Source organism: Geomonas sp. RF6, from assembly GCF_021044625.1.
Lineage (GTDB): Bacteria > Desulfobacterota > Desulfuromonadia > Geobacterales > Geobacteraceae > RF6.
The window spans coordinates 826,015-845,214 of record NZ_CP087999.1 but is presented as its reverse complement, the minus strand read 5'-3'; the positions used below and the strand labels follow the sequence as shown (position 1 = coordinate 845,214).

The window sequence follows — 19,200 nt, the reverse complement described above, 5'->3', positions numbered from 1 at the left end:
GCCGAAGTGAAAACGAAAACACGGATGACACATGTGTTGGCGGCGCCGGCGGATCTTTCAGCATCCACCGTTCCCGCTCAATCCGCGTCATCCGCGTTCCATTCCGGTTACTATTCGGATCAGGCGATTCCAGCGCTCTTCTTGCTGCGGAGTTCGGCCGGAAGTTCCTGGTCTACGCGCTTCTTGAGTTCCTCATGTTCAGCCGCGAGGATGCTGTATTTACGTTCCAGTTCCCTGAGCTGGTCGAAGAGGCAGGAGATCGCCTTTGCCTCCGGGTCCGGCATCCTGCCGTGCTCCAGGTCCATCCGCTCCTGCGGCCTTTCGGTCGCCATCACCACGCGCCCGGGGATGCCGACGACGGTGGAATTGGGCGGGACCTCTTTCACCACTACGGCGTTTGATCCGACCTTGCTGTCTTTGCCGACCGTGAAGGGACCCAGCACCTTCGCGCCGGAACCGACCACGACGTTGTCCTCCAGCGTCGGGTGGCGCTTCACCTTCTCCCAGCTTACCCCCCCGAGCGTTACGCCGTGGTACAGGGTGACGTTGTCACCGATCTCGGCAGTCTCCCCGATGACGACTCCCATGCCGTGGTCGATGAAGAACCCTTTTCCGATGGTGGCACCGGGATGGATTTCGATGCCGGTAAGAAAGCGCGCCAGGTGGGAAACGAAGCGGCCGAGAAAGAAAAACTCCCTCTTCCACAACCAGTTCGAGATGCGGTGAAACCAGACGGCGTGGAGTCCCGGGTAACAGAAGATGACCTCGAGCACGCTGCGTGCCGCGGGATCCCTGTCAAAGACTGCCCTTATGTCCGATTTCAATCGTGCAAACATCCGAAACCTCCCATTAATGCGTTTGCTGCATCTGCTACACGCCAGCAATTGTCGTAGCATATCGCCGCCTGATACGTCAATTACTATGTCAGTCCGTGCCGTTCTGCAGATCCCTCAACAGGTCGAGCTGCGCCTCTTCGTCCCCGACGGCCGGAAATCCTGCCACGGCAAGGAGGTCGGGAACGGCCTGCGCCGCAGCTTGTCGTGGGAAACGGTGGCAGAGCCGATGGACAAGCCGGACGGTCTTTAGCCCGTCAAACCAGCAGTGAAAGGCGCGCAGCAGAGAGTTAGTGTCGTGGGCGTTGCGGGAGAGCCGCTCCCACACTTCCTCGAAGTGAAGCTCCTCCAGGTGAGCCGTGAGGTGGCGGCTAATCCTCCTGCTGCAACAGAGGAGCTCTCGGCCGGAAAGACCGGTTTGTTCCTGCACCAGGTGGAGCCACTCCTTGAGAATGAGGAAGCAGTCGACGCTGTAGAAGGTCTGCCACCCTTCACCGTGGTGGACGATCTGCGACACACTCTTACCTGTCCCGAAGGGAACTCGGTGCGAGCTGCGCGCCGCCGGGTGCACCGTGCTGCCGCGCAGCCGGCTCACCCCGGCGGTCTTTTGCAGGTGCTGGAGGAAGTAGAAGTCCTCGGCGGCGCTGCGGCTGTTCATCCCTCCCATTTTGATGTATGAGGGGACGGTGCAGGCCATGGCGCTCCCGACGGTGTGGAAGGCGTACGGCGACCCGGCAAAGGTCAGGCCGAGTACGTAGTGGCGCAGGAAGAGCTCGTAGAGGGTTATCGCCCGCTCCTCCCGGAGACTTTCCCCCTTCTGGTGCCGGAAGGGGAGGACCGCGCCACCGGCGGCGCTGTGGTCGGCGAAATGGGTAAGAATGGCGGGGAGATAACTCTGCTCAACGGTGGTGTCGGCATCGAGGCAGGCGATGATGGCGTTTTCGGTGAGGCGGGATAGGGCGAGGTCCATGCCGATCTTTCGCGCCAGCCCGACTCCCCCCGTCTTCGCCGGGAGCTCCAGCCCATCCCCTGCCGCATCGACAAGGGCGAGGTTCAAAGGGGGGAAGCCGTCTCGCAGGCGCTGCAGGGTGTGCCGGTTGTCTTCCTTTTGCTCCGCTGCCGCATCCTCCCGATGGTTCACCACCACGACGACGAGGAAACGTTCCAGTAGCGGTGCCGGGTTCAGGGCCAGGGAATGGAGCGTGGCAAAGAGGCGCTCCGATTCCGCCAGCGCGGGGATGACGACGCAGCCGTCGAAGCCGCCCCTGTCGTATCCTTCGATGCGCCAGACGCCACGGATGCCGCGCGTTTGCTGGTAGCGGTGGAGAGCTGCCACCGCCGTAGAACCACATCCCCACCCTGGCCCTCCCGTTGAAAGAGAGGGCGTTCCGACGTCTCCCGGCGGCGGAGGCGCTGCGCCTCCTGTCTCGTCTCCTTTGCCGGGAGAGAGAGGATGCTCGCTGCCTCCACCTGCGCCGCTCACGGGGTAGAACTCCGCGGGGGCTCCGGATCTACGTCGAGCCGCTCGATGAGTGCCAGCGCCTCGGAGAGGGGATCACCGGCCCCTTCCACCCAGTGGATCACGGTGCCGTGCTTTTCCATGCGGCGAAACCAGTTCTCCTGTTTCTTGGCGAAGTCGTGGATTGCGCTGTTCAGCTTTTGGAACATGTCGTTGCGGGAGAGCTCCCCCTTGAGGTGCCTCCCGAGGTAGCGGTATTCCAGGCCGAGGAAGTCGAGCTTTTCGTGGCTCACCCCCGCTGAGAGGAGTTCCCGCACCTCCTCTACCAGCCCGGCCTCGAGCCGCTCCTTCAGGCGGGCCGTGATCCGCTCCCTCAGCGCGGCGCGCTCCCACCGTATCCCGAGGACCAGCGGTCGCACTTCCGGGAACGCGTCCTCCCGCGCAGCGGGCGCCTCCGCGATCTCAATGGCGCGGACCAGTCTGTCGCGGTCGGTGAGGTCGGTGGTGTTGTGGAGCCGGTCGGTGGCGCCCTTCAGCCGGGCGATCAGCTCGTCCATGGAAAGGGACGCGAGCTCGGCGCGCAGCACACGATTTGCCGGGACCTCCGCGAGCCGGTAGGAGCGCAGCACGCAGTCGAGGTACATGCCGCTCCCCCCGACGAGGATCGGCAGGCGGCTACGGGACGAGATATCGGTAAAGGCGAGGAAGAAGTGGCGTTGGAAGTCGAAGAGGTTGAATTCGGTGCCGGGGGAGGCTATGTCGATCAGGTGGTAGGGGACCTCTCCGTATTCGTGGAGATCCTTACCGGTCCCAAGATCGAGCCCGCAGTAGACCTGGCGCGAGTCGGCGGAGATGATCTCCCCCTGTAGCACCCGCGCGAGGGCGACGCCGAGCCTTGTCTTTCCGGAAGCTGTCGCGCCCACTACCGCGAGGAGGTTGTAGTGCTGCATCTAGGTCCTTCCTGGTACTTGGAGATGATGACCTGTAGGCCGGGATAAGCCGCAGGCGTTCCCGGCGTCGGCGCCAGCCGATGGATGCAAGCACCGGAAATGCCGGAAACGATCCGCTTATTCCGGCGTACATATACATCCTCCGGAGCGTGCATGGACGCTCGTAGGCCGGGATAAGCCCGCAGGCGTTCCCGGCGTCGGCGCCAGCCGATGGATGCAAGCACCGGAAATGCCGGAAACGCTCCGCTTATTCCGGCCTACATTACCTTCTCCCGGAACGTGCATGGCCGTCGTAGGCCGGGATAAGCCGGCAGGCGTTCCCGGCGTCGGCGGGAGCCGCTGGATGCGGCAACCGGAAATGCCGGAAACGCTCCGCTTATTCCGGCCTACTTTACCTTCTCCCGGAACGTGCATGGACGCTCGTAGGCCGGGATAAGCCGCAGGCGTTCCCGGCGTCGGCGCCAGCCGATGGATGCGGCACCGGAAATGCCGGAACGCTCCGCTTATTCCGGCCTACATTTACATTCTCCGGAACGTGCATGGCCGTCGTAGGCCGGGATAAGCCGCAGGCGTTCCCGGCGTCGGCGCCAGCCGATGGATGCAAGCATCCGGAAATGCCGGAAACGCTCCGCTTATTCCGGCCTACATTGCATCTCCACAAATAGCGCCTATTTTTTCAGCGACGCCCCCATCAGGTCCACCCCTTTGAGGAGTTCCAGCGCGCGGGAGAGTTGGTAGTCCTTTGCCAGAATTTCGCTCTCCTTCAGTTCCACGGCCTTCGCCGTTCCTTTTGCCGGATGGTCGTCAAGCTCCAGCATATGGCCGTCCAGGTCCTTCTCACGGAGCTCGTCCTCATCCTTTTTCTTTACCGGGGCCTGCTTCCGCATCTCCACGACGATGTCGGGGGTGATCCCTTTTGCCTGGATGGAGCGCCCGCTCGGGGTGTAGTAGCGCGCAGTGGTGAGTTTCAGCCCGTCTCCGTTCCGAAGCTGCATGATCGACTGTACGGAGCCCTTGCCAAAGCTCTGCGTCCCCATGATGACTGCGCGCTTGTGGTCCTGCAACGCGCCCGCGACGATCTCGGAGGCGCTTGCGCTACCGCCGTTCACCAGCACGACCATCGGGTAGTGCGGCTCCTTCTTCCCCATGTAGGCGCTGAGGCTCCTCTCGGAGGAGGGCTCGCGCCCCTTCGTGGTGACGATGAGGCCGTTTTCGGAGGCTCCTTCGCCAATGAAGCGGTCAGCCACCAGGAAAGCCTGTTCCACGAGCCCTCCTGGATTGTAGCGCAGGTCGAGTATCAGCCCCCGGAAAGGCCCCCCATTCTCCGCATGGAGTCTCTGAAGTGCCGCCTTGAAATCCTCTGCCGTCCGCTCCTGGAACTCGGCGATGGCAATGTAGGCGAACCCCGGCTCGAGAAGCCTGCCCTTCAGGCTGCGCGTCTTGATGGTGGCGCGTACCAGGTGGAATTTGAGGGGGGTGGGACTGCCGTCCCTGAGAATGCCGAGGGTGACGGGAGTGCCGGGGGTACCGCGCATGCGGCTCACCGCGTCGTTGATAGTCATCCCCTGGGTGAGATGTCCGTCGATCTTCCAGATCATGTCGCCGGCGAGAATCCCCGCGCGGAAAGCGGGTGTGTCCTCCAGCGGGGCATTGACGAAGAGCTTGCCGTTTTGCATGCCCAGCTCGATCCCGACACCACCGAAGGCTCCGGCTATATGCACCTGCATCTCGTTGAAATCCTGCACCGGGAGGTAGGTGCTGTGCGGGTCGAGAGCGGAGAGCATGCCGCTGATGGCGCCTTGCATCAGTTTCTTGTCATCGACCTTTTCCACGTAGTGGGTGCGTACGGCGGTGTACGCCTCCTGGAAAAGCTGCAGGTAGTCGGTGTCCTTTGCTGTGGTAGCCATCTTCGTCAGACGGGGCACCACCGTGAGAACCGCAACGACGAGCACGACCGCTGCGGCTGCTGCAATACCTGCAAGACGTTTTGAGGGCATGGGCAGTGCCTTTCTGGGAGGAAGACTGGGAGATAACGACACAATTTAGAATTTTGCCACACTCGTTGTCAACTGCTAATGCCGCGAAATCATTCGTCGTGGATCGTAACAGGACGAAGATGATCGAGATAATCATGGTGCCATCGCCTCACCCTTTAGCCGTCCTCATTGTAAAGTACCGTGAAGTAGCAGGGAATACGGATAACTGCATTGACTTTGGCGATGCCCTGTTGCATAAACCATCGGTAACAGGGGGCGTAATGGAACAGTTACTGAGACATCTGAAGGGGAAATTCGCGGCGGGGCTTTTCATTGTCATCCCGGTCGGCATCACACTCTTCATCCTGAAGTTCCTATTCAACTTCGCCGACGGCATCCTCGGCAGCTATCTCGACTATCTCCTGAGCGCCATAACGCACCGCGAGTACCACATGCCGGGGCTCGGCATGCTGACCGGCATGGTGGTGATCTACCTTTGCGGCATTCTCGCCACCAACGTCATGGGGACGCGGATCCTCAGGTGGTGGGACGAGTGGCTCTCCAGGATCCCGCTGGTAAAGTCGATCTACACCTCCAGCAAGCAGCTGACCAAGGTCTTCAAGGAGGGGAAGACTTCCTACCGCAGGGCCGTATTCGTGGAGTGGCCGCGCAAAGGGGTGCTTGCCGTCGGCTTTGTCACCGCCGAGGTGGTGCGCGACGGCGCAAAGCTGGTGGTGGTGTACGTCCCGACGATGCCCAATCCTACCTCCGGTTTCGCCCTCTTCTTCAGGGAGGAGGATGTCTCCGACAGCGGGATGACCGTGGAGGAAGCGGTGAAGTTCGTGGTCTCCGGCGGCGCCGTGGTGCCGGAGCTGAAGCCGGAGGGCGCCACCTGCGACATGATCGGAAGCGACCTCGGCTGATAACTCAACTACTCCAGAGGAGGGGGTATGAAAATAGTCGTGCTGGACGGCTACACGCTGAACCCGGGTGACAACCCGTGGGACGAGGTCGCCGCCTTTGGCGAGTTCACCGTCTATGACAGGACGCCGTCCGACCTGATCGAGGAGCGCGCGGCGGAGGCGGAGATCGTGCTCACCAACAAGACCCCGCTGATGGCAAAGACTCTCGCGAAGCTCGGGAAGCTGAAGCTGATCTGCGTCCTTGCCACCGGCTACAACGTGGTGGACCTGGAGCGCGCCGCGGCCATGGGGGTGCCGGTGGTAAACGTTCCGGAATACGGCAGCGATTCGGTTGCGCAGCACGCACTGGCCCTCCTTTTGGAGCTCACCAACCGGGTGGGGCACTTCGACGAGGCGGTGAAGGGGGGGGAGTGGTCGCAGTCCCGGGATTTCACCCTGCTAAAGGCGCCGATCACGGAACTCGCGGGAAAGACATTGGGGATAGTCGGCCTTGGCCACATCGGGAGCCGCTTTGCGCTCGTGGCACAGGCGCTGGGAATGAAGATCGTGGCGTACAACCCGCGCAGTCGGCATGTGGCGGAGGGGCTCAGCGTGGAGTGGGTGACGCTGGAGGAGCTTTTCCGCCGCAGCAACGTCATAAGCCTGCACTGCCCGCTCAACGAGGAGAACCGCGGCTTTGTGAACAGCTCGCTTCTGGAGCTCTTGCCGCCGCACTCGTATATATTAAATACGGCACGGGGGCCGCTGGTAAACGAGCACGACCTGGCGGAGGCTCTGAATTCGGGGGCTCTCGCCGGTGCAGGGCTCGATGTGACGGCAAGGGAGCCGATTGCCGCAGACAGCCCGCTTCTGACCGCCAAAAACTGCATCATCACCCCGCACGTCGCGTGGGCGAGCCTGTCGGCGAGAAAGAGGCTGATGGCGATCACCGCTCAGAACGTGGCGTCGTTTCTGGCGGGAAAGCCGCAGAATGTGGTGAACGGAGTATAGTCGGAGGGCACTCCGGCGTAATGGTATTTATGTAGGCCGGGATAAGCCGACAGGCGTTCCCGGCACTCCACCACCGACGCAGCCCGCACCAGCGCATGCCGGAAACGCTGCCGCTTATTCCGGCCTACAGTGGGACCTTCAGGCGATCGTATGCCTGATATCCTTCCCCTTCACCATGAAGATCACCATCTCCGCCACGTTCGTGGCGTGGTCCGCCACCCGCTCCAGGCATTTGGATATGTGGTTCACCTTCAGGGCCCGCGCGATGGAGGTGGGGTCCCCCATCATGAAGGTCAACAGTTCCCGCTGGATCTGCTCGTTCAGGTCGTCGACGATCTGGTCGTCCTGGCAGACCTTCACTGCAAGGTGCTCATCTCCGCGCACAAAGGCGTCGAGCGCCTCCTTTACCATGGTGGAGGCAGCCTGCGCCATGCGGGGCAGGTCGATGTAGGGCTTGAGCACCGGCTCCTCGTTGAGCTCCAGGGCCCGCTTGCAGATGTTGGCGCACTGGTCCCCGATCCGCTCCAGATCGGTAACGATCTTCAGCGCGATGGTGATGAAGCGCAGGTCTCGCGCAGCGGGCTGGCGGCGCGCCAGCACTTCGAGGCACTTCTCGTCGATCTCCATTTCCAGGCGGTTTATCTCGTGGTCAAAGCGGATCGTCCGCTCGGCGAGCTCCGAATCACGCTCCACCAGAGACTTCATGGCGTGCGCGATCATCATCTCCACCTTCCCCCCCATCTCAAGGAGTTTCCCCCTGATCTCGTTCAGGTCCGTATCAAACTGCTTGCTGAAGTGTTCTCTTTCCATCAAGGATCTCCAGGTTCTGCCATTTCGTTATACGTATCAGGTGTACGGAACGCCTACCCGAAGCGCCCCGTGATGTAGTCTTCGGTCTGCTTCTGCTCGGGCGTCGTGAAGATCTTCTTTGTCTTGCCGTGCTCCACGAGCATCCCCATGTACAGAAAAGCGGTGTAGTCGGAGACGCGGGCGGCCTGCTGCATGTTGTGGGTGACGATGATGATGGTGTAGCGCTCCTTCAGCTCCTCGATCAGTTCCTCGATCTTCAAGGTGGAGATCGGGTCGAGCGCGGAGGCGGGCTCGTCCATCAGTATGACCTCGGGCTTCACCGCGATCGTGCGGGCGATGCAGAGTCGCTGCTGCTGTCCGCCGGAGAGCTCCATCGCGTTCGTCTTCAGCCGGTCCTTTACCTCGTCCCACAGTGCCACGCGCTTCAGGCTCGTCTCCACCACCTCGTCGGCCAGGGCGCGGTCCATGCGGCCGTTCAGCTTGTACCCCGCGATGACGTTGTCGTAGATCGACATCGCCGGGAAGGGGTTCGGCTTCTGGAATACCATGCCGATGCGCCTTCTGATAGCGACCGGATCGACCCCCTTGTCGTAGATGTCGGTGTCGTCCAGGAGGATCTGCCCGGTCACCTTCGCCGAGGGGACGAGGTCGTGCATGCGGTTCATGGACCGGAGCATGGTGGACTTGCCGCACCCGGACGGCCCGATGATGGCGGTGACGCTGTGCTCCGGGAACTCCATGGAGACCCCTTTCACCGCATGGGTTTTCCCGAAGTGAATGTCGAGATCGGATACTTTTACCTTCATGTTCATTGCGTCCTCAGAATAATGTCTTGCTCAGCTTTCTTGCCATGTCCCCGCGCCGTTTCCCGAAGCTTCAACCCCTATCCGCTGTGTCTGCTGCGGCCGAAATAGCGTCCCGCGAGGCTGAGTGCAAACATGGCGGTCACCAGGACGAGCGCGCCGGCCCAGGCGAGGCGGTGCCAGTCCTCGTAGGGGGAGATGGCAAAGTTGAAGATCTGCAGCGGCATGGCGGCCATCGGAGCGGTGAGCTTGCTGCTCCAGAACTGGTTGCCGAGTGCCGTAAAGAGAAGGGGCGCCGTTTCACCTGCAACCCTCGCCACAGCAAGGAGGACCCCGGTAAGCACGCCGGAGAGGGCGCTTCTTAGCGTGACCTTCAAGCTGGTGCGCCAGGAAGGAACCCCGAGGGCGAGAGAGGCCTCGCGCAGCGACGCGGGCACGAGTTTCAGTTGCTCCTCCGTGGTGCGCAGCACGATGGGGATCATGATCATGGCGAGCGCCACCGATCCGGCGAGAGCGGAAAATCCCTTCATGGGGACCACGAGGAGGGTGTACGCCACCATCCCGGTGATGATGGAGGGGATGCCGGAGAGGACATCTGCGGCAAAGCGGATGACGCTTGCGCCGCGGCTCCCGCTGAATTCGGTAAGGTAGACCGCACCAAGGATCCCGACGGGGAGGCCGATGACAGACGCGACCCCGATCATGACGACAGAGCCCGCCATGCCGTTGGCCATCCCTCCTCCCGTCTCACCGGTAGGCTTCGGGATGTGGGTGAAGAAGTCGAGGCTCAGCGAGGTGATTCCCATCTTCACGATATGCACGAAGATGAGGACCAGGGGGATCAGCACCGCTGCGGTCGCTGCCAGCATGAGCCCGCTCATCGCGGCGCTCTTTATCTTGCGAAAGGCTACGCTTTTCATCCCTTGGCTCCTCCCTTCCTGCTGACTCCCCAGATGAGGAGACGGGCGAGCGCGTTTATCACCAGGGTCATCAGAAGGAGTAACAGTCCGATCTCCATGAGGGCGGCGGAGTGCAGGTTGGAGGTCGCCTCGGCGAACTCGTTTGCGATGACACTCGGCATGGTGTAGGCGGGAGAGAGGAGCGACAGCGAGATGTTGGGAGCGTTCCCGATCACCATCGTGACCGCCATCGTTTCGCCGACGGCGCGCCCGAGCCCGAGGATCGCTGCGCCGAGGATGCCGGAGCGGCCATAGGGGAGGACCGCCATGCGGATCATCTCCCACCGTGTGGCGCCGAGCGCGATTGCGGCTTCCTTCTGGCTTTGCGGAACGGCGAGGAGCACCTCGCGGGTTATGGAGGTGATGATCGGGATCACCATGATCATCAGGATGAAGATCGCCGCGAGCATGCTGACGCCGTACGGCGCGCCGCTAAAGAAGGGGAGAAAGCCCAGGTGCTCGATAAGCCACGGCTGCACCGTCGCCTGCAGCCACGGCGCCATCACCAGCACCCCCCAGAGGCCGTAGATGACGCTGGGGATGGCGGCGAGGAGCTCGATCACCGGAGCGACCACCGCGCCCCACCGCTTGTTGCAGATCTCGGTCAAGAAGAGGGCGGCACCGATGCTGAGTGGTGTAGCGAGCAGGAGCGCGAGGACCGACGAGACGACCGAGCCGTAGAGGTAGGGGAGGGCGCCGAAGGTCCCTTCGACCGCGTCCCAGTTCGTGCCGGTGAGGAAGCCGACGCCGAACTTTTCCAGCGCCGGGAGGCTCTGCGACCCCATCTCCAGCACCATGAGAAGGAGTATCACCAGAATGCTGCAGGCGAAAAAGGTGGTGATCCATCTGAAGATGGTGTCGCCATTCAGGGTGCGGCGGCTATTGCCACGCCTTTCCTGCGTCGCGCTTCGCATCGCACTCTCCGACTTTGTCGGGCATGGCGTCCCTTCCGGGGTATGTACTTTACAGGTATCTTCCATATCAATTCATTCGCTGTCGCCGACGCGACCCTTTGTTACTGGTTTATCAGCCGACTCAAGAAGTGACCGCGAGGGTGTACTCTCCCCTTCGAGAGCAGGTGCCCAAGCGTCCCCTCCCTTTCAAGGGGAGGGTCAGGGTGGGGATGGGGTAGAAGTTGCTGCGCGCGGCGAACCCCATCCCCCTCCTGTCCTCCCCCTTGAAAGGGGAGGGACGTGCTGCCGGCGGCCGAGCTTTACTTGATCGTCTGTATGGTCTTCGCCACCATCTTCGCCACGTTGGCGGGGAGGGGGGCGTAGAGGAGTTTTCCTGCCATCTTCTGGCCTTCCCTCAACTCCCAGTTCAGAAACTCCACGAGTTTCTTCCCTTTCGCCTTGTCCTTCTGATCCTGGTAGACGAGGAGCCAGGTGAATCCGACAATGGGGTAGGCGTTTTTCCCCGGCTGGTTCACCAGGGAGACCCGGTAGTCGGCGGGCATCGCTTTGGCGGCGCCTGCGGCGGCGGCAGTTGTCGATTCTATGCTCGGTTCAACGAATGCGCCGCTCTGGTTCTTTATCACCGCAAAGGGGAGCTTGTTTTCATAGGCATAGGCAAGCTCGACGTATCCGACGCTGTACGGGGTGGTGCGCACCTGTCCCGCCACGCCTTCGTTTCCTTTTCCGCCTAAACCTACCGGCCACTTGACCGAGGTTCCCTTGCCGACCTTCTTGCTCCAGTCGCTGCTTACGCCGGAGAGAAAGTCGGTAAAGATGCTGGTGGTGCCGCTGCCGTCGGAGCGGTGCACGACGATGATCGGCTTTTTCGGGAGGTTGACGCCAGGGTTGTCGCGGACGATGAGCGGGTCATTCCAGGAGAGCGTCTTGCCAAGAAAGATTGCTGCTACAGCCTCGGAGGAGAGGCGCAGCGGTTTCGTCACACCGGGAACGTTGTAGGTCACCACGACCGCCCCCATGACGGTGGGGATATGGAGAAGTTTCCCCGGAGCTGCCTTCAGCTCCTCATCGCTCAGGAACTTGTCGCTGGCGCCGAAGTCGACGGTCTGTGCGGTGATCTGCTTGATCCCGCCGCCGCTGCCGATCGACTGGTAGTTGAATTTGACCGTCTTGTCGATCTTCGCGTACTCTGCGAACCACTTGGAATAGAGGGGGTAGGGGAAGGTGGCGCCGGCGCCGTTTATCAGTGTTTCGGCGGACGCGATTCCAGTGGTGGAAAGTGCCGCAAGGGCGGCCAGTGCCAGCGTGCCTTTGAAGAGTCTGCGCAGCATGCTCGTTCTCCTTCTTGATAGGGATTGAATAGTATCGAGGTGGCTTTAGCATGCATGCGGAGTGTTACGGTTCTGTTACAAAAGCGGCAAGGTTTTGTGAAGAGAGCGGGATTGTTATGCGGTCGACGGGACTGGGGCGGGGGCTGGCGGCGAGGAATGGCGAGAAAGGTGGAAATGCGGCGACAAGTCATCTGCAGAAGAGGTGGCCAGACGTTCCCTCCCCTTCAAGGGGAGGGACAGGGTGGGGATGGGGGAGACGGGTGCCGCCAACCCCATCCCCCTCCTGACCTCCCCCTTGAAAGGGGAGGGACGTGCTGCCGACGCCTGCAGGTGTGTCCAGCGGCTTATGCCCTTTTCACCGTGAAGGAGAAGACCGACCCTTTCCCCGGCGCGCTCTCTACGGAGATAGTGCCGCCGTGGGCCTGCACGATATGTTTCACGATCGACAGCCCGAGCCCCGTCCCCCCCTGGTCGCGGCTGCGGGCGGCGTCGACCCGGTAGAAGCGCTCAAAGAGGCGGGGGAGGTCCTTCTCCGGTATCCCGATCCCGGAATCTCGCACCGAGATCCGCACCATCTCCCCTTCTGCCGCCGCCTGCACCGTCACGGTCCCCCCTTGCGGCGTGTACTTTATGGCGTTGTCGAGGAGGTTTATCACGACCTGGTCGAGCCGTACCGGGTCGGCAAGCACGCGCGGCACACCGGCCACACCCTCCACCTCTATCACAATCCCCTTTTCCGCGGCTTTCTGTTCCAGAAGGTTAAGGGCGTGCTCCACCGCCCCGCTCACGGCCACGCTTACAGGCTTCAGCGTCAGCTCCCCTGACTCGAGCTCCGAGAGGGTGAGGAGATCGCCGATCAGGGTGGAAAGCCTCTCCGCATGGCTGAGAATTATGCCGAGGAATCGCTGATGCCGCTCCGGGTCGTCGGCAAGGGCTCCGGAGATGAGGGTCTCGGCGTATCCCTTGATGACCGTGACCGGGGTGCGCAGCTCGTGGGATACGTTCGCCACGAAGTCGCGGCGCACCTTCTCCAGCTTCTTCAGGTCGGTGATGTCGTGAAAGACCGCCACCATCCCCACGAACTGGCCCTCCTGGACAAGGGGCACCCAATGCACGAGGAGGGTCGCCGTCCCCAGGTCGATCTCCTGCAACTCCTCCCTCTTCTCCGCGCTCACCTTCCGGCACGCTTCGCAAAGGTCCGGGTGCCGGCTGACCTCCAGGAGCGATCTTCCCTCCAGGGCGCTCTCCTCTCCGAAAAGCGCGCGCAGGGCAGGATTCACCAGGGTAATGACACCGGTTGCGTCGGTAACCATCACCCCTTCTCCCATTCCCTTCAGAATGGCATCAAGGCGGTTGTTCTCGGACGACATCCGCTGCAGCTGGTACTCGATGCGCACCGCCATGTCGTTCATCACCTGGGCGAGCTGGCCCAGCTCGTCCCCGCTCCTTATGGGGATGCGGGTGCTGAAGTCGCCGTGACCGATCCGCCTCGCTGCCGCGGCCATGGTCGCCAGAGGGCGCGACGTTATCCTCGCCAGGAGGGCACTGAGAACGAGGGAGGCGACAACGGCGAGGGCGAGCGCGATGCCGAGGGTCTGCTGCAGCCCCTGGCGTGCTTTCTCCACCTCGGAGAGGGGGAGTGCCAGCCGCAGTACGCCGTCCTTGCGCAGAGGGGCCGCCACGTACAGCATGTCGGTGTGCAACGTGGCGGAGTAGCGGACCGAACTCCCGATGGCCCCGCCCATGGCCTGCCTGATCTCGGGGCGGTTGCCGTGATTCTCCAGGAGGGGGAGCTGCGCTGCACCAACCTCGGAGTCCCCCGTCACCTCTCCGTCCCTCGTCACGACCGTCACCCTCGCCCTCATCACCCTGGAGAGTTCAGCAGTGAAGGAAGGCGCATCCCTGTGCAGGTCGCGGACCTCTTTTGCTGCCATCAGCGCCGCGATGCGGGCCTGGTCCTCCATGTGCCCCCTGATGCCGCTGACCAGCCGGTCCTCCAGGTTGTATTCCAGGTAGCCGTAGAGCGTGCCGAGCAGGAGGAGCGCCAGGATGAGGTACGAAACGATCAGCTTCCAGCGAAACGATCCTCTCATGACTCCTCCATCTTGTAGCCGAATCCCCGGACTGTCTTTATCAGGTCCCCCCCTTCCTTCAGCTTCGTGCGGAGCCGGGTGAGATGCGTATCGACGGTGCGGGTGTCACCGAGATAGTTGTACCCCCACACCTCCTGCAGCAGGTGCTCCCTGCTCTGCACGCGCCCAAGGCGTTGCGCCAGATAGGTGAGGAGCTTGTATTCCGTGGAGGTGAGGGCGATCTCTTCCCCCGACACCATCACAAGATGTCTCTCCATGTCGATCAGCACCGGGCCGATCTGCACCGTCTGCGGCGCCTCGGCCTCGGCTCCGCTGCGGCGAAGCACCGCGCGCACTCGCAGGAGAAGCTCCCGCGTGGAGAAGGGCTTCACCACATAGTCGTCGGCCCCGAGCTCAAGCCCCACGACCCGGTCTATCTCCTCCCCCTTTGCGGTGAGCATGATTATCGGGATGCGCGCGGTCTTCTCCGCGCCCTTGAGGAGCCGGCACACCTCGGTCCCCATCATGCCCGGCAGCATGAGATCGAGAATGATCATGTCCGGAAGATTTGCCCGCGCCTCCGCCAGGCCGGTGATGCCGTCGTGGGCGAGTGCGGGGCGAAATCCCTCCTTTTCCAGGTGAAAAGCCAGGAGCTCCGCCAGATCCTTTTCGTCTTCGATGATGAGTATGGTGCGCATGGGTGAAAAACCTCGCGGTGGCCTTTCCTGGTGGTGGGTAAAATAGTTCTCTTCAGCCTAACGGCCTGTAGTTGCGCCGTTATTTCCGTTATACACGCTGGTTCCACATCAATTGTGGAAAGTGCTGTTGAAAACATGTGAATGTGACGCGTAACTTCGCCCGGGATGGGTGCTATAACGGATTGCCCAAGAATTCGGCACGCTCCCCAAAACGACGTTAGTATTGCCCCCTCAATAATTCCGGCAGTTTATGCAGCGCTGTCTGCCATGCCTCCTCAACTGTGCGCCGAAAACGGGGTGGCATGTCGGAGGGTGAGTCAAGGTTAACGAAGCTTTTACCGCTCCAGTATTGTATGCAGGCGCACCGTTCCAACCCGCACCTCGAGCCACTCTCTCCGCGAGCATGATACGTGAGGGGGGCAGGCTCTGACAATACTAATTGGGAGAGGCAGGGAGATTGCGGGGCCAATCTTGTCTTCTGATATGCCCGCCTTTCGATCTGGCACTCTCCCCCCCCCCGCCGTCCCCCTCCAAAGCGCCGGGGGACGAGAATCTGTAAACATTGACATAGCAGGACGCGCTATGGTAAGTGAAAGAACCTTCCGAAATCATTACTCATTTTGCAACAGCCGTTTGAGCCGGGCAAACATGGCTGCCGGCAGAGCGGGATCGTGAGCGCCTCCGGTTGACTTCGAATTTTGTTACGGTACTCTTTCCCCTCACTTCAGCTCTAATTAAAACGGCTGCTTCGGAACATCGAGAGAGTGTCCCCTTCCCCTTCAGGGTCACGGGCTTTTTTCTGAGATAAGCTTTAAACGTATAGCGAGGAGTGCACGTGCGACTGACACCGAAGACCGAACTGGAGGGACGCTGCCGAAAAGTCCAGGCGATGATGGCGGACGCAGGGCTCGATGCCCTCATCGTGCTGCAGAACGCGGACCTCTTCTACTTCACCGGCACCATCCAGTGCGGCACCCTCTATATACCCGTGGCAGGGGAGCCTCTTTACCTCGTCCGCCGCGATCTGGTGCGTGCCCGCGCTGAAAGCGCCCTCTCCGCCGTCCTCCCGGGAAACTCCATGCGGGATCTCCCCCCGCTGCTGAACGACTACGGGCTCCCCCATCCAAAGCGGATCGGGATGGAGCTCGACGTCGTCCCCGTCAACTTCTTCCAGAAGTACGCGACCCTCTTCAAAGACGCAGTCATCAGCGACGCCTCCGACATCATCCGCCGTGCGAGGATGATAAAGAGCGGCTACGAGATCGACCTTTTGAGGGAAGGGGGGCGCCAGTGCGACGTCGTGTACCGTCGCGCGGCGGAAGTGATACGAGAGGGGATCAGCGAGCTGGAGCTGGCGGCGGAGCTTGAGCGGGCCGCTCGCCTGGAGGGGCACCAGGGTTACCTGAGGATGCGCGGCTTCAACGCCGAGATATTTATGGACCAGGTCCTCTCCGGATCAGAGAGCGCTACGCCGTCCTTCTCTAATACCCCTCTCGGGGGCGCGGGGCTCAACCCCTCCTTCGGGCAGGGCGCCACGAGAAAGATGCTGGTTCGCAACGAACAGGTGCTGGTGGACTTCGGTGCCTGCTGCGACGGCTACATCGTCGATCAGACGCGCGTCTTTGGCATCGGGAGCGTCCCCCCCAGGATCGCCGCGGCGTACGCGGATATGCTGAAGGTCCAGGAGCTGATGCTGCGGCTCGTGGCGCAGCGGGAGAGTTGCGGAGACGTCTACGACGCCTGCCTCTCGTTGGCGGCAGAGCTGGGCTACGCCGACAGCTTCATGGGGCTGAAAACATCCCAGGTGTCCTTCATCGGGCACGGCGTCGGGATCGAGCTGGACGAGTACCCCTTCATCGCGGCGGGGATGCACAAGATGACTTTCGAGCCGGGGATGGTGTTCGCCTTCGAGCCGAAGGCAGTCTTTGCCGAACATGGTGCGGTCGGTATTGAAAACACCTTCCTGGTGACGGAAAACGGGGTGGAGCGCCTCACCTATTCGAGCGAGGAGTTGGTCCTCCTCTAGGCGGAATATTTCTGCAACATTCCGTTTGCATTCGGTGCATTATCAGGGTATACATGTGGCATCATTTTGTATACAGTATACGAAAAGGTAAGGCGGAGTAACGAGAACGCACGAGGCATTACAGTACGGCAGTCCCGAGGCCGCAGTGCTCCCGCAGGGGAAAGGAGATTTGTATGGCAAGATTGAAAGAGAGATTGTTGGAGAAGATCCAGGCCCATCGCCCCCGCCTCGCCAAGCTCGTTAAGGAAAGCGGCAACGTCGTCATCGACAAGGTGGACATCGGCCAGTGCGTCGGCGGGGCGAGGGATGTCAGGTGCCTGCTCACCGATATCTCCTCCCTTGACCCGCAGGAGGGGATCCGCTTCCGCGGCAAGACGATTTCGGAAACCTTTGCGGACCTTCCGAAGGCGCCGGGCTCGGAGTACCCGACCGTGGAGGCGTTCTGGTATTTCCTCCTCACCGGCGACATGCCGACCGAGTCGGACGTGGAGGAGGTCCTCTATGACTTCAAGGGGCGCGCCAACGTCCCGTACTACGTGTACGACGTGATCCGCTCGCTGCCGCGGGGCACCCACCCGATGGTGATGCTCTCTTCCGCCGTTCTCTCCATGCAGCGGGACTCGAAGTTCTCGCGCTTCTACAACTCCGGGAAGTTCAACAAGATGGACGCCTGGGGGCCGATGTACGAGGACTGCTGTGACCTGGTGGCCCGCCTGCCGGAGATCGCCGCCTTCATCTACCGCTATAACTATAAGAATGCGGACATCATCACCCCGAACCCGGAGCTCGACCTCGGTGGGAACTTCGCGCACATGATGGGGGTGGGGAAGCCGTACGACGACGTGTCCCGCATGTACTTCATCATCCACTCCGACCACGAATCGGGGAACGTCTCCGCCCATGCGACGCACCTCGTCGCCTCGGCACTCTCCGATATCTTCTATGCCTACTCCGCGGGCTTGAACGGCCTCGCCGGGCCGCTGCACGGTCTGGCGAACCAGGAGGTGCTCGGCTGGATCCTGCGCTTCCAGAGGCAGCTTGGGGAAGGGGTGGAGCCGACGAAGGAGAACGTGACGAAGGCGCTGTGGGATACGCTGAACGCAGGGCAGGTCATACCGGGATACGGCCACGCCGTCCTGCGCCGCACCGACCCGCGCTACACGGCCCAGCGCGATTTCTCCCTGAAGCACCTCCCGGAGGATCCGCTCTTCAAGCTCGTGTCGATGATCTACGAGGTAGCGCCCGGTGTCCTCACCGAGCACGGCAAGACAAGGAACCCGTGGCCGAACGTCGATGCCCAGTCCGGCGTCATCCAGTGGCACTACGGCGTGAAGGAGTGGGATTTCTACACGGTCCTCTTCGGTGTCGGCCGCTCGCTCGGGTGCTGCGCCAACATCATCTGGGACAGGGCGCTTGGCTACCCGCTGGAGAGGCCGAAGTCGGTCACCACGGACATGCTGGAGCAGTGGGCGGCGGAGGGTGGCCGCAAGTTCTAGAGGTATTGAATAGAGGAAGACGGGAAGGGGAGCTCTTGGGGCTCCCCTTTTTTCGTGGCTGCGTTTCCCGCGGGAGGCGCCAGTTGTAGATGCTCCCTCTGAGGTGCCGGAAACGCTTCGCTTATTCCGGCCTACATTAAGGCTACAAAAAAAGGGGGTGCGGCGGCACCCCCTTCCTCAAAATCACACTCCCGAAATAATCGTCACTTTTCCCCGAACACTTTTGCGGTGAAGACGTAGACGTCGCTCCCTTCCTTCCAGTCGTCCTTCTTCAGCCCCGCTTTCAGCGCGGTCTGGCTGAGGAACGTTTCGCGGTCCCAGCCGTGGTCTGTGGCGACCTGGGGGAGGAGGACGCCGCGCGAGAAGTTCTTTTCCAGGTACAAGCCATGTACCCCTACCTGTACCTCTTCCACCGAGGCGACCTTCGTGAGGGGGGAGAGGACGGAAATCTCCAGGTCGAACGAGATGAGGTCCTCTTCCTTCATGGGGTAAAAGCGCGGGTCCCTGGTGGCTGCCGAGACCGCCATCTCCTGGACCAGCTTGTACAGCGGCTTGTCGCTGGTGAAGTTGCCGATACAGCCGCGCAGCGCCCCTTCCTTCTTTATGGTCACGAAGCAGCCGGCGCATTCGGTGAGGGGGTGTGCCGTCACCTCTCGCACGGGAACCTCACCGGTTCTGACATAGCTGGTTATTGCCTCTCTGGCCAGTTCCAGAAGTAGTCTCTTCTCTTCGGTGTTCAGCATCTCGTTCACAGCCTCCCCCCTTGGTCGCAGAAGTGCTAATAAAAATAATCTATTTGTATCCGGTTTACAAGAGTTAACCTTTGTCCCGGCTTTTCATAAGAAGTAATTGAGAACGCTGAGGAAGTAACGGCAATAGAGAACGCCGCGACTCTGCAACGCCATGAGTCACGCTCCATGAAGCATACGAAATCATTGTTTGTCGGGACGTTGCACTCCATTA

The 19,200-nt window shown here is 61.6% G+C and carries 16 protein-coding genes; 4 read left to right on the top strand and 12 right to left on the bottom strand.

The annotated features are described in order from the left end of the window. Nucleotides 1-119: 119 nt before the first annotated feature. The 4 genes from cysE to LPW11_RS03620 form a co-directional block, all read right to left on the bottom strand. Complete coding sequence (gene cysE / locus LPW11_RS03635) at nt 120-836, bottom strand: serine O-acetyltransferase (protein WP_230996771.1); 717 nt, start codon at nt 834-836, stop codon at nt 120-122. Nucleotides 837-924: 88 nt separating this feature from the next. Beyond that, nucleotides 925-2,169 carry a glycosyltransferase gene (locus LPW11_RS03630; RefSeq protein WP_230996770.1) on the bottom strand — a complete coding sequence of 415 codons (1,245 nt, stop codon included), beginning with the start codon at nt 2,167-2,169 and terminating at the stop codon, nt 925-927. A gap of 143 nt (nt 2,170-2,312) precedes the next feature. Continuing rightward, the gene (gene miaA, locus LPW11_RS03625; protein WP_230996769.1) at nt 2,313-3,242 is read right to left on the bottom strand and encodes a tRNA (adenosine(37)-N6)-dimethylallyltransferase MiaA; all 930 of its coding nucleotides are present in this window, start codon (nt 3,240-3,242) and stop codon (nt 2,313-2,315) included. Nucleotides 3,243-3,910: 668 nt separating this feature from the next. Beyond that, nucleotides 3,911-5,239 carry a S41 family peptidase gene (locus tag LPW11_RS03620; protein WP_230996768.1) on the bottom strand — a complete coding sequence of 443 codons (1,329 nt, stop codon included), beginning with the start codon at nt 5,237-5,239 and terminating at the stop codon, nt 3,911-3,913. Nucleotides 5,240-5,499: 260 nt separating this feature from the next. Here LPW11_RS03620 and LPW11_RS03615 point away from each other — a divergent pair, with 260 nt between their 5' ends. Together LPW11_RS03615 and LPW11_RS03610 are read left to right on the top strand one after the other, a co-directional pair. After that, the gene (locus LPW11_RS03615; protein ID WP_230996767.1) at nt 5,500-6,141 is read left to right on the top strand and encodes a DUF502 domain-containing protein; all 642 of its coding nucleotides are present in this window, start codon (nt 5,500-5,502) and stop codon (nt 6,139-6,141) included. A 27-nt stretch (nt 6,142-6,168) separates the two neighbouring features. Then, nucleotides 6,169-7,131 carry a D-2-hydroxyacid dehydrogenase gene (locus LPW11_RS03610; RefSeq protein ID WP_230996766.1) on the top strand — a complete coding sequence of 321 codons (963 nt, stop codon included), beginning with the start codon at nt 6,169-6,171 and terminating at the stop codon, nt 7,129-7,131. A gap of 138 nt (nt 7,132-7,269) precedes the next feature. Here LPW11_RS03610 and phoU read toward each other — a convergent pair whose 3' ends face one another. The 7 genes from phoU to LPW11_RS03575 all read right to left on the bottom strand — a co-directional run bounded on the left by phoU (nt 7,270) and on the right by LPW11_RS03575 (nt 14,715). Beyond that, complete coding sequence (gene phoU, locus LPW11_RS03605) at nt 7,270-7,941, bottom strand: phosphate signaling complex protein PhoU (RefSeq protein ID WP_230996765.1); 672 nt, start codon at nt 7,939-7,941, stop codon at nt 7,270-7,272. Between the two features lie 53 nt (nt 7,942-7,994). Beyond that, nucleotides 7,995-8,753: a phosphate ABC transporter ATP-binding protein PstB gene (pstB, locus tag LPW11_RS03600; RefSeq protein ID WP_230996764.1), complete on the bottom strand. Its 759-nt coding sequence runs from the start codon at nt 8,751-8,753 to the stop codon at nt 7,995-7,997. A gap of 71 nt (nt 8,754-8,824) precedes the next feature. After that, nucleotides 8,825-9,664, bottom strand: a complete 840-nt coding sequence (gene pstA / locus LPW11_RS03595) for a phosphate ABC transporter permease PstA (RefSeq protein WP_230996763.1) — start codon at nt 9,662-9,664, stop codon at nt 8,825-8,827. Further along, nucleotides 9,661-10,617 (bottom strand): phosphate ABC transporter permease subunit PstC, encoded by a 957-nt coding sequence (pstC, locus tag LPW11_RS03590; RefSeq protein ID WP_230996762.1) that lies wholly within the window; start codon nt 10,615-10,617, stop codon nt 9,661-9,663. The genes pstA and pstC overlap by 4 nt, the downstream gene beginning before the upstream one ends. A 299-nt stretch (nt 10,618-10,916) precedes the next feature. Further along, the gene (pstS, locus tag LPW11_RS03585) at nt 10,917-11,945 is read right to left on the bottom strand and encodes a phosphate ABC transporter substrate-binding protein PstS (protein ID WP_230996761.1); all 1,029 of its coding nucleotides are present in this window, start codon (nt 11,943-11,945) and stop codon (nt 10,917-10,919) included. Nucleotides 11,946-12,289: 344 nt separating this feature from the next. Next, a complete protein-coding gene (pnpS, locus tag LPW11_RS03580) occupies nt 12,290-14,038 on the bottom strand; it encodes a two-component system histidine kinase PnpS (RefSeq protein ID WP_230996760.1) in 1,749 nt (582 codons plus the stop codon). Continuing rightward, the gene (locus LPW11_RS03575) at nt 14,035-14,715 is read right to left on the bottom strand and encodes a winged helix-turn-helix domain-containing protein (RefSeq protein ID WP_230996759.1); all 681 of its coding nucleotides are present in this window, start codon (nt 14,713-14,715) and stop codon (nt 14,035-14,037) included. The genes pnpS and LPW11_RS03575 overlap by 4 nt, the downstream gene beginning before the upstream one ends. An 835-nt stretch (nt 14,716-15,550) precedes the next feature. Here LPW11_RS03575 and LPW11_RS03570 point away from each other — a divergent pair. Continuing rightward, nucleotides 15,551-16,741 (top strand): M24 family metallopeptidase, encoded by a 1,191-nt coding sequence (locus LPW11_RS03570; RefSeq protein WP_230996758.1) that lies wholly within the window; start codon nt 15,551-15,553, stop codon nt 16,739-16,741. A 173-nt stretch (nt 16,742-16,914) separates the two neighbouring features. Then, nucleotides 16,915-18,237, top strand: a complete 1,323-nt coding sequence (locus LPW11_RS03565) for a citrate (Si)-synthase (RefSeq protein WP_230996757.1) — start codon at nt 16,915-16,917, stop codon at nt 18,235-18,237. 203 nt (nt 18,238-18,440) lie between these two features. Here LPW11_RS03565 and amrA read toward each other — a convergent pair whose 3' ends face one another. Next, nucleotides 18,441-18,989: an AmmeMemoRadiSam system protein A gene (amrA, locus tag LPW11_RS03560; protein WP_230996756.1), complete on the bottom strand. Its 549-nt coding sequence runs from the start codon at nt 18,987-18,989 to the stop codon at nt 18,441-18,443. Between the last annotated feature and the right edge of the window lie 211 nt (nt 18,990-19,200).

Coding starts and splice junctions, on each gene's coding strand:
- cysE (WP_230996771.1), bottom strand. CDS start 836: ATGTTTGCACGATTGAAATCGGACATAAGGGCAGTCTTTGACAGGGAT.
- miaA (WP_230996769.1), bottom strand. CDS start 3,242: ATGCAGCACTACAACCTCCTCGCGGTAGTGGGCGCGACAGCTTCCGGA.
- LPW11_RS03620 (WP_230996768.1), bottom strand. CDS start 5,239: ATGCCCTCAAAACGTCTTGCAGGTATTGCAGCAGCCGCAGCGGTCGTG.
- LPW11_RS03615 (WP_230996767.1), top strand. CDS start 5,500: ATGGAACAGTTACTGAGACATCTGAAGGGGAAATTCGCGGCGGGGCTT.
- LPW11_RS03610 (WP_230996766.1), top strand. CDS start 6,169: ATGAAAATAGTCGTGCTGGACGGCTACACGCTGAACCCGGGTGACAAC.
- phoU (WP_230996765.1), bottom strand. CDS start 7,941: ATGGAAAGAGAACACTTCAGCAAGCAGTTTGATACGGACCTGAACGAG.
- pstB (WP_230996764.1), bottom strand. CDS start 8,753: ATGAACATGAAGGTAAAAGTATCCGATCTCGACATTCACTTCGGGAAA.
- pstA (WP_230996763.1), bottom strand. CDS start 9,664: ATGAAAAGCGTAGCCTTTCGCAAGATAAAGAGCGCCGCGATGAGCGGG.
- pstC (WP_230996762.1), bottom strand. CDS start 10,617: ATGCGAAGCGCGACGCAGGAAAGGCGTGGCAATAGCCGCCGCACCCTG.
- pstS (WP_230996761.1), bottom strand. CDS start 11,945: ATGCTGCGCAGACTCTTCAAAGGCACGCTGGCACTGGCCGCCCTTGCG.
- pnpS (WP_230996760.1), bottom strand. CDS start 14,038: ATGAGAGGATCGTTTCGCTGGAAGCTGATCGTTTCGTACCTCATCCTG.
- LPW11_RS03575 (WP_230996759.1), bottom strand. CDS start 14,715: ATGCGCACCATACTCATCATCGAAGACGAAAAGGATCTGGCGGAGCTC.
- LPW11_RS03565 (WP_230996757.1), top strand. CDS start 16,915: ATGGCAAGATTGAAAGAGAGATTGTTGGAGAAGATCCAGGCCCATCGC.